Genomic DNA, 9,263 nt, shown 5'->3' with positions numbered 1-9,263 from the left:
GGTGTCATATGAACTGAAGGGCGATGATCAACCTGTGGGAGCGAATTCATTCGCGATGCGGTAGTACATCCGCCAGAGATGCATCGGATGTACGGGCCTCTCGCGAATGAATTCGCTCCCACAGGGGAAAGCGTCTGGCAGGAAATCTGCTGCTAACCCGCTACCTTGGAAATCTTCGAATCTCAATCCGCCAGACCAGCTTGGTGGTGTCATATGAACGTGAGGGGCGATGATCAACCTGTGGGAGCGAATTCATTCGCGATGCGGTAGTACATCCGTCAGAGATGCATCGGATGTAAGGGCCTCTCGCGAATGAATTCGCTCCCACAGGGGAAAAAGCGTCTGGCCGGAAATCTGCTGCTAACCCGCTACTTTGGCAATCTTCGAATCCTCAATCTGCCATGTCAGCTTGGTGGTGTCATATGAACTGAAGGGCGATGATCAACCTGTGGGAGCGAATTCATTCGCGATGTAGTACATCCGCCAGAGATGCATCGAATGTACGGGCCTCTCGCGAATGAATTCGCTCCCACAGGGGAAAGCGTCTGGCAGGAAATCTGCTGCTAATCCGCTGCCTTGGCAATCTTCGAATCCTCAATCCGCCAGATCAGCTTGGTGGTGTCATACCCTTGCTGCTGCGCCTTCATAAGCAGCTCGTTACGCATCGAATCGGACACATGGGCCGTGCGCGATAGCAGCCATAGGTACTTTCGATTCGGGTTGCCGACCAGCGCCAGCTTGTAATCGTCGCTGACGTATAGCACCCAATAATTCCCCTTCGCGGCTCCCGGCAGCAGACGCGAGAACCAGTTGTCGAACACCACCCACAGCTTGTCGGTCTTGCCCTCCACTTGAGGCGAGGCAGTGCCGGTCGCCTCTTCCCATTTGCCTTCCATCGTCCGACAGCGGTTGGTCACTGCGATGTTGCCGCCATTCTCAAGCTTGTAATGCGCTTCGGATTGCGCGCAGTTGCGCTGGAAAAACATCGGCATTCGCGCCAGCTCGTACCAGGTGCCCTGATAGCGTTTCAAATCGACATGGTCCACGGTTCTGGGGGCCATCGAATCGGCTTCCGGGGTCACCGCGCAGGCGCTCAGCCAGAGTGTCGCCAGCGCGATCGCTGCAAGGCGCAGCATGTGACTCCTGTTCATTTGAGCCCCTGATTCGAATACAGCACGACTTTGTCTGCGGCGTATTGGACGCTGATGAAGGCTTTCTGATCACCCCAGGTGCAGCTCGACATTCCTAGCGCGCCCGAGCATTGCGTCGGCGTGCCGAGCAGTTGTTCGACCTGGACTTTGGACATCCCCGCCGAGAGTTTCGAGTAATTTTCCAGGGTGACCTTACTGCACGCGGCAAGCACCACGCAGAACGACAACAACGCAAGAGAGCGCAAAGACATGGGTGAAGCTCCTGAATCGAGAGGGGACAACGTCGCGGCGATTGGCGTTGGGTATGCCTTGGCGCAGAGCGCTAACGTGATGTCGAAAGCTTAGAAGGGAAAGGGTGGGTGTGGTTCCGTGATGGGCGACGCGAACGTTCGTCGAGCACGAATCCCTGTAGGAGCCGGCTTGCTGGCGAACGCGGGAATCAGCTGCAACGATGTTGGCTGACACGGCGCATTCGCCAGCAATCCGGCTTCTACAATGTCTACGCAGTTCTCAAGGTCTGTGACAGCGCTAGAATCGCGACCCAGGGCCTTTCAAAAACTCCACTTCTTCGACTGTCGACGTTCTTCCCAATACCTGATTGCGATGCGGGAAGCGCCGAAATCGCTCGATTACCGCGCGATGCTTTTTCGCGTAATCCAACGTCTGCTTGAAATAATCGCGATTGGTCGCAGGGAGCAACGGAAGGAGAGCGGCGAAGTGGCGGATGGCTTCGTCCTGGGCGGTGAGGCTCTCAGTATGTTCCAGCACCAGATAGATAAAGGTGCGTTGCAACGGGGTTAGCGCCAGATCACGTTCGAGCTTGAGGCCATGACTGACCAGCTCCTGAGCGCGTTTGTCGCCGGAATAGGATTTGGGTGTATCACGGAAAATCATGCGCGGCAGTTGGTCGAGCAACAGCACCAGCGCCAGCCAGCCCTGAGGCGTTTCAGTCCATTCGGACAGCTCGCCTTTCAGCGCCAGCTCTACCAGGCCGCCGAAGCGGTTGAGCGCATCGGCGTCCTGGGATTTCTTCTTACCGAACCAGAGCGCGTTTTTCTCCTTGGCAACCTCATCTGGCGATTCGGACGAACCGAACCACCAGTCCAACAGCGGCAGCCAAGGCGCGCGCACTTTACGCCTCGTGGTACGAAGTTACGCGTTCCACTTCTTCTTTCGAGCCCAGGAACACAGCCACACGCTGGTGCAGGCCGTCAGGCTGGATGTCGAGGATGCGCTGGTGACCATCGGTGGAAGCGCCGCCCGCCTGTTCAACCAGGAACGACATCGGATTGGCTTCATACATCAGGCGCAGCTTGCCCGGCTTGGAAGGCTCGCGGGCGTCGCGCGGGTACATGAACAGGCCGCCACGGGTCAGGATACGATGCACATCGGCGACCATCGCGGCGACCCAGCGCATGTTGTAGTTCTTGTTGAGCGGGCCTTCTTCACCGGCCAGCAGCTCCTCGACATAGCGCTTGACCGGTGCTTCCCAGTGACGCTGGTTGGACATGTTGATCGCGAATTCCTGAGTGGACTCCGGGATTTTGATGTCTTCATGGCTCAACACGAAGCTGCCCATTTCACGATCCAGCGTGAAGCCTTTGACGCCATCGCCCAGGGTCAGAACCAGCATCGTCTGCGGGCCGTAGATGGCGTAACCGGCTGCGACCTGTTGAGTGCCCGGTTGCAGGAAGGCCTTTTCATTCAGCGCTTCATTTTGGCTCAGGTATTCGTTCGGGCAACGCAGTACCGAGAAAATGGTGCCGACCGGGGCATTGATGTCGATGTTGGACGAGCCGTCCAGTGGGTCGAACACCAGCAGGTACGCGCCTTTCGGGTACTTGCCCGGAATCTGGTAGGCATTGTCCATTTCTTCGGACGCCATGCCTGCCAGGTGACCGCCCCATTCGTTGGCTTCGAGCAGGATTTCGTTGGACATCACGTCCAGCTTCTTCTGCACTTCACCTTGAACGTTCTCGGTACCCATGCTGCCGAGGACGCCGCCCAGGGCGCCTTTGGATACCGCGTGGCTGATTTCCTTGCACGCACGCGCCACCACTTCGATAAGGAAGCGCAGATCGGCAGGAGTGTTATTGCTGCGGGTCTGCTCAATCAGATAGCGACTCAGGGTAACGCGGGACATGGAGAGCTCCGAAGATGGGGGGATAAAAAACGCGCACAGTTTAACGCGTGTAAGGACTTATTACTGCCCGTCAGACCGACTCTGTAGTGATTGAGTTCACGAGCTACAGGAGCGTAGACGTTCCAGTGTGACAAGTTGAGGTGCATCTTCCGCATTTTTACCGCTGCAGGATCGGTTCAGCTTTAACGCCTGTTATTCGATGCGCGCAACGTGCCAATTGCCATCGAGCCCAGGAAAATGACCCCTAGCACCAGGACGCCCCAGAGACCGATGCGTTTCCAGTCCGGGCTGGCAACCACCGGCATCGCAGCCGCCGGAACAGCCACGGACGGGCTCGCCAATTTAGCGCTGCCCAGCGTTGTCAGCTTTTCCGGGGTAATTCCGGGTACCAGCGTGTTGAGCGGCAGATTTTCGCCCTCGATGCTCACGTTGCCGATGGCCAGGCTGTAGGGCGCTGCGCCGCGGCCCCGAAACACCAGCTGCGTGGCACGCACGGCGAATCTGAGTGTCGGCGCGTCATTGCCCAGGCCGCCGCCGCGATCATCCACCTCAAGCTTCAGTTGCTTCACCACATTGCCGGGTAATTCCATTTCGTCCTGCACCACGTCCTGGCCATTCTGGGTCAGACGATAGAGTAGACCGCTGTCGATGACCTGCCACGGCTCATTGCTGTCGTGACGAACGTAGAGCGTGGCGGGAGCGAGGCTGTTGGGTTGAGTAATGTCGACCTTCATGCGCTCCAGTGGCAGGGCCGCCGGCAATTGCCAGACATACACGCCGGGTTTCTCGACAGAGCCCGCGATGCTCGGAGACCAGCTCAAAGGCAGGACGCCCGCACGGGTGCTGACCAGTTGCGCGGACGTCAGGGTCGGTGCCGACTGCGGCGAGCTCCACAGCAGGCGCAGATAACGGGCACTGCGGCCTGGCAAGGTCACCACGCGTTGTTCGACCAGCTCGTCGGCGAACGACAGTCGCGCCACCTGACCGTCGCCCCAGCGCTTCCATTGCTGCAGGTCATCGCTGGCTTCGATGCTGAAACGCTGGAAGCCTTCGTGCTCGGTGCTCCAGTCGAGTATCAGTTGGTCCAGCGGTGCATCGATCGCACTGGTGTCCAGCAGCCAGCCGCGGAGGATTTCTTCGCCAGCCTCGATTTCGCCTTGGGGTTGAACCTCGACCAGCGTGCCGTTGGGCATGCGTTCGGCACGGATTTGCGGCTCGGCATCCTTCGCATCATCGCTGTTGTAGAGGGGGAACCATTTCACCGCGATCGGCGTTTCATCTTCTGCGCGCTGCGGCTGGCCAAGGATCAGCGCATAGGGCTGGGCCTGGCCATCGGCGTTGAACACGCGGATGTCATTGAGGTTGCTTTGGCGGGCATTCAGTTGCACGGCCAGCGGCACTTCGAGTCGATACCACGGCCCTTCGCCACTGACGTCCAGCGGCATGTGGCTGGCGAAATCATCTGGCAGATCCTCAGCCTGACTGAACAACGCTGCGCACAACATCGATCCGAAAACGGCGGCCTTGACGATGGACTGACGGCTCAACAACTGACTCCTGCTTCTCATGGCAATGCCGAATCCATAGACGCAACGTCAGGTGATGACAGGTGGCGGGTAGGGTTTTTCGGCGGCAATGGTGCGAAATATCCCACTACGGGCAGCAGAATGCCAACGCCGCTAAACGAGACGATTCGCTCAAGCCCCCGCGATTACCCCGTTCGACGAAGAACAGCCTGGCGATCACGATGCGGCGCAGGCGTCTTCGGGATCGCTACCGGCGACGAGCCGGACTGCTACAGGTGATCGGGGTTCTCACGAAACTGCAACCGGCCACAACGCCCGTTAGCAGCACGGCTTGCCAGCGGTGGGGTCCTCGGGATCGCCACCGCGGCCAAGCCATGCTGCTACAGGGGTTGATTGCAGGACGGCGTCCTCAATCCAGCGCCCGCCAGATCTCGTTCGCGTACTCGCGAATGGTCCGGTCCGAGGAGAACCAGCCCATGCGTGCGGTGTTGAGCACCGCCGAGCGCCACCATTCCTTGCTGTCGTGCCAGCGTTTCTCGACTCGCGCCTGGGCTGCCCAGTACGATTCGAAATCCGCGCAGACGAAGAAGCGGTCGTAGTTGATCAGTTGCTCGATCAACCCGGCATAGCGATACGGATCATCCGGCGAGAACACCCCGCCACGTATCGCCTGCAGCACATCGTTCAGGCGCGACGAGCTGGCAATGTCATTGTGCGCATTGAACTCACCCGCATGTTTGCGCGCTTCGACTTCCTGGGAGGTCATGCCGAAGATGAACATGTGCTCAAGCCCCACCTGCTCGCTCATTTCCACGTTGGCACCGTCCAGCGTGCCGATGGTCAGCGCGCCGTTGAGGCCGAACTTCATGTTGCTGGTGCCCGACGCCTCAAGCCCCGCGGTAGAAATCTGCTCGGACAAGTCAGCTGCCGGAATGATGCTTTCAGCCAGGCTCACGTTGTAGTTGGGGATAAACACCACCTTCAACGCGCCGCGCAGGGTGGGGTCGTTGTTCACTGTGCGGGCGATGTCATTCGCCAGTTTGATGATCAGTTTGGCCGAGTGATAACTGGCCGCCGCCTTGCCCGCGAAGATCTTAACGCGGGGCACCCAGTCGGTGCTCGGATCGGCACGCATGGCCTGATACAGCGCCACGGTGTGGAACAGATTGAGCAACTGGCGTTTGTACTCGTGAATCCGTTTGACCTGCACGTCGAACATCGCCTCGGGGTTGAGGGTGATGCCCATGCGGTCCTGAACGATGGCAGCCAGCGCCTTCTTGCTGTGCAGGCGCTGCGCTGCGAACTCCTTCTGGAAGGTCGGGTCGTCGGCCAGTGGTTCGAGTTTGAGTAGCGCGGTTTCGTGATTGTCGAGCACTTGCTCGCCCAATTCCTTGACCAGCATCGAGGTCAGTTGCGGGTTGGATTGAAACAGCCAGCGGCGGAAGGTGATGCCGTTGGTTTTGTTGTTGATCCGATCCGGATAAAGCTTGTGCAACTGCGCGAACACAGTCTTGCGCATCAGTTGTGTATGCAGCGCCGATACACCATTGATGCTGTGCGAGCCGATGAACGCCAGGTTACCCATGCGCACGCGGCGGCCATTGTCTTCTTCGATCAGTGACACGGCGCGCAGCAGGCCGAACAGGTCCGGGTCATCCTTGTGCTCCAGACGCACGTTGTCGATGTGCTGGGCGTTGATCATGTAAATAATCTGCATGTGGCGCGGGAGCATGCGCTCCATCAGGCCAACCGACCAGGTTTCCAGCGCTTCCGGCAACAGCGTGTGGTTGGTGTAGCCCAACGTGCCGACCGTAATGCGCCAAGCTTCGGCCCACTCCACGTCGTACAGGTCGATGAGGATACGCATCAGTTCGGCCACGGCGATCGAGGGATGCGTGTCGTTCATTTGAATCGCAGCATGCTCGGGCAGGCTGTTGATCGTGTAGCCCATGTTCTTGTGTCGGCGCAGCAGGTCTTGCAGCGAAGCCGAGACAAAGAAATATTCTTGACGCAGACGCAGTTCCTGACCGGCCTCGGTGCTGTCGTTCGGGTACAGCACGCGCGAGATACTTTCTGCCCGCACGACCTCCGCGACTGCGCCGACGTGGTCACCGGCATTGAAGCGCTCAAGGTGCAGATCTTCCACCGCGCGGGCACGCCACAGACGCAGCGTGTTGACCGCCTTGCCGCGCCAGCCCACCACCGGTGTGTCGTAGGCAATCGCCCGTACGGTTTCGCCCGCGGTCCAGATCTGGCGGGTTTCGCCCGAAGCATCCAGCACCGGGGCGCCGGTTACGTCCAGTACCGGCTGCACGCTGCCGCCAAAGCCGATCTGGTAGATCACTTCCGGACGTTCGAACTCCCACGGGTTACCGAAGTCCAGCCAGTTCTCGGTCTGCTCCTGCTGCCAGCCGTCGACGATTGCCTGACGAAACAGGCCATGCTCATAACGAATGCCGTAACCGTGACCTGCGATGCCCAGCGTCGACATGCTTTCCATAAAGCATGCGGCCAGCCGACCGAGACCACCGTTGCCCAGCGCCGCATCGGGTTCCAGCGTACGAATGTTTTCCAGATCGACCTTCAGGTCCTTGAGTGCTTCTCGGGCGATTTCCAGAATGCCCAGATTGCTCAGGCTGTCGAACATCAGGCGCCCGATCAGGAATTCGAGCGACAGGTAATACACGCGCTTTTTTTCCTGTCGATAGATGTAACGCGTGTGGTTCATCCACTTTTCGGCCATTTTGTCGCGGGTCGCCAAGGCGATTGCCATGAACCAGTCATGGTCGAACGCATGGTCGGCATCCTTGCCGACGGCATACTCGAGTTTGGTGAGCACAGCTTCACGAAAGGCTGCCACTTCAGCGTCACGAACGTTGGGTTCCGGAGACATCGGGTACGACCTCAAGTTGGTGGGACGAGTAAATGGGTTGTTTGACTGTCGGGCGTGTCATCGGTTATTTCCTGCTCAATGGACGCAATATCCGGTGGCACGACCCTCGGTTCGACTCAGACAGAGAGTTCTGGTTCGCCAACTTTTCAAGTTGGCGGGTGCTTTTGGATGCTTGCATCGATCGTTCCAGTTTTCATCGGACGACTGCCGATTTTCGTCGCAACGCGTTTGCCCGCGATGGATTATGACGCGGCTTTTTAGATGCACAGTGTTATCAAGCTGTGGAGGCCGGCTTGCCGGCGAAGACGTCGGATCAGTGCCTCGGGGTGACTGAAAGAACGTTTTCGCCAGTAAGCCGACTCCTACGAAAAGCATGCTGACGCGCAAATAGGATCATTTGCCAATTCGGGTTTATGATGCCCAACGGCAGATAGATAGAAGCCCCTGAATTGGACTTATGGAGCACCTATGCAGACTCTGTACCCGCAGATCAAACCTTATGCCCGGCACGATCTGGCAGTGGAAGAGCCTCATGTGCTGTATGTCGATGAAAGCGGCTCGCCAGAAGGCTTGCCGGTGGTGTTCATCCACGGGGGGCCGGGTGCGGGATGCGACGCGCAGAGCCGTCGCTACTTCGACCCGAACCTGTACCGCATCATCACCTTCGACCAGCGCGGCTGTGGCCGTTCTACTCCGCACGCCAGTGTCGAAAACAACACTACCTGGCATTTGGTCGAAGACCTCGAGCGCATCCGCAAGCATTTAGGCATCGACAAATGGGTGCTGTTCGGCGGTTCATGGGGTTCGACTCTCTCGCTGGCCTACGCCCAGACTCATCCCGACCGCGTGCATGCACTGATTCTGCGCGGCATCTTCCTGTGCCGTCCGCAGGAGATCAAATGGTTCTATCAGGAAGGCGCGAGCCGTCTGTTCCCGGATTACTGGCAGGACTATCTGGCACCGATTCCGCACGATGAACGCGGCGATCTGCTGAACGCTTTCCATAAACGACTGGTTGGCAGCGATCAGATCGCCCAGATGCACGCCGCCAAGGCCTGGTCGACCTGGGAAGGCCGCACCGCGACATTGCGTCCGAACCCGCTGGTGGTCGACCGATTCTCCGAACCACAGCGCGCGCTGTCCATCGCTCGGATCGAATGTCACTACTTCACCAACAATGCATTCCTCGAAGAAAACCAGCTGATCCGCGACATGCCCAAGATCGCGCATCTGCCGGGGATCATCGTGCATGGACGCTACGACGTCATCTGCCCGCTGGACAACGCCTGGGAGTTGCATCAGGCCTGGCCGAACAGCGAACTGCAGGTGATTCGTGACGCAGGCCACGCAGCGTCTGAGCCGGGCATTACCGATGCGCTGGTACGCGCCGCCTCCCAGGTCGCTCGGCGATTGCTGGATCTTCCGCCGGAAGAGGCGTAGGGCAGAGCGTTGCGCGGCAGAAAACTGTGGGGGCGAATTTATTCGCGATTGCCGGGTACAGCCGACAGGTCCCTATCGGATGTACCCTTTTTGATGAATGGACTCGCTCC

At 58.9% G+C, this 9,263-nt stretch carries 7 protein-coding genes and 1 pseudogene; 1 reads left to right on the top strand and 7 read right to left on the bottom strand.

Going from position 1 to position 9,263, the window contains the following annotated elements:
* Window positions 1-563: 563 nt before the first annotated feature.
* From ACRER8_RS00400 to ACRER8_RS00370, 7 genes and pseudogenes are all read right to left on the bottom strand, one after another.
* Window positions 564-1,061 carry a lipocalin family protein gene (locus ACRER8_RS00400; protein ID WP_431744404.1) on the bottom strand — a complete coding sequence of 166 codons (498 nt, stop codon included), beginning with the start codon at window positions 1,059-1,061 and terminating at the stop codon, window positions 564-566.
* 86 nt (window positions 1,062-1,147) lie between these two features.
* On the bottom strand, window positions 1,148-1,402 hold the full coding sequence (gene bamE / locus ACRER8_RS00395) for an outer membrane protein assembly factor BamE domain-containing protein (protein ID WP_431744401.1): 255 nt from the start codon (window positions 1,400-1,402) through the stop codon (window positions 1,148-1,150).
* A 277-nt stretch (window positions 1,403-1,679) separates the two neighbouring features.
* Window positions 1,680-2,282 carry a DUF924 family protein gene (locus ACRER8_RS00390; RefSeq protein ID WP_431744400.1) on the bottom strand — a complete coding sequence of 201 codons (603 nt, stop codon included), beginning with the start codon at window positions 2,280-2,282 and terminating at the stop codon, window positions 1,680-1,682.
* Between the two features lies 1 nt (window position 2,283).
* Window positions 2,284-3,294, bottom strand: a complete 1,011-nt coding sequence (locus ACRER8_RS00385) for a class 1 fructose-bisphosphatase (protein ID WP_431744399.1) — start codon at window positions 3,292-3,294, stop codon at window positions 2,284-2,286.
* 182 nt (window positions 3,295-3,476) lie between these two features.
* Window positions 3,477-4,862, bottom strand: coding sequence for a DUF3999 domain-containing protein (locus ACRER8_RS00380; protein WP_431744398.1), 1,386 nt, complete (start codon window positions 4,860-4,862; stop codon window positions 3,477-3,479).
* A pseudogene (locus ACRER8_RS00375) lies at window positions 4,859-5,043 on the bottom strand (DUF2339 domain-containing protein); the annotation flags it as partial. The gene ACRER8_RS00380 and the pseudogene ACRER8_RS00375, both read right to left, overlap by 4 nt.
* Before the next feature lie 186 nt (window positions 5,044-5,229).
* Window positions 5,230-7,713: a glycogen/starch/alpha-glucan phosphorylase gene (locus tag ACRER8_RS00370; RefSeq protein ID WP_431744397.1), complete on the bottom strand. Its 2,484-nt coding sequence runs from the start codon at window positions 7,711-7,713 to the stop codon at window positions 5,230-5,232.
* A gap of 468 nt (window positions 7,714-8,181) precedes the next feature.
* Between ACRER8_RS00370 and pip the strand changes: the two genes are divergently transcribed.
* On the top strand, window positions 8,182-9,153 hold the full coding sequence (gene pip, locus ACRER8_RS00365) for a prolyl aminopeptidase (protein WP_431744396.1): 972 nt from the start codon (window positions 8,182-8,184) through the stop codon (window positions 9,151-9,153).
* Window positions 9,154-9,263: the final 110 nt, after the last annotated feature.

It is taken from the genome of Pseudomonas sp. (genome assembly GCF_050739935.1).
Lineage (GTDB): Bacteria > Pseudomonadota > Gammaproteobacteria > Pseudomonadales > Pseudomonadaceae > Aquipseudomonas.
The sequence above is the reverse complement of the archived record's forward strand: the minus strand, read 5'-3'. Positions and strand labels throughout refer to the sequence as shown.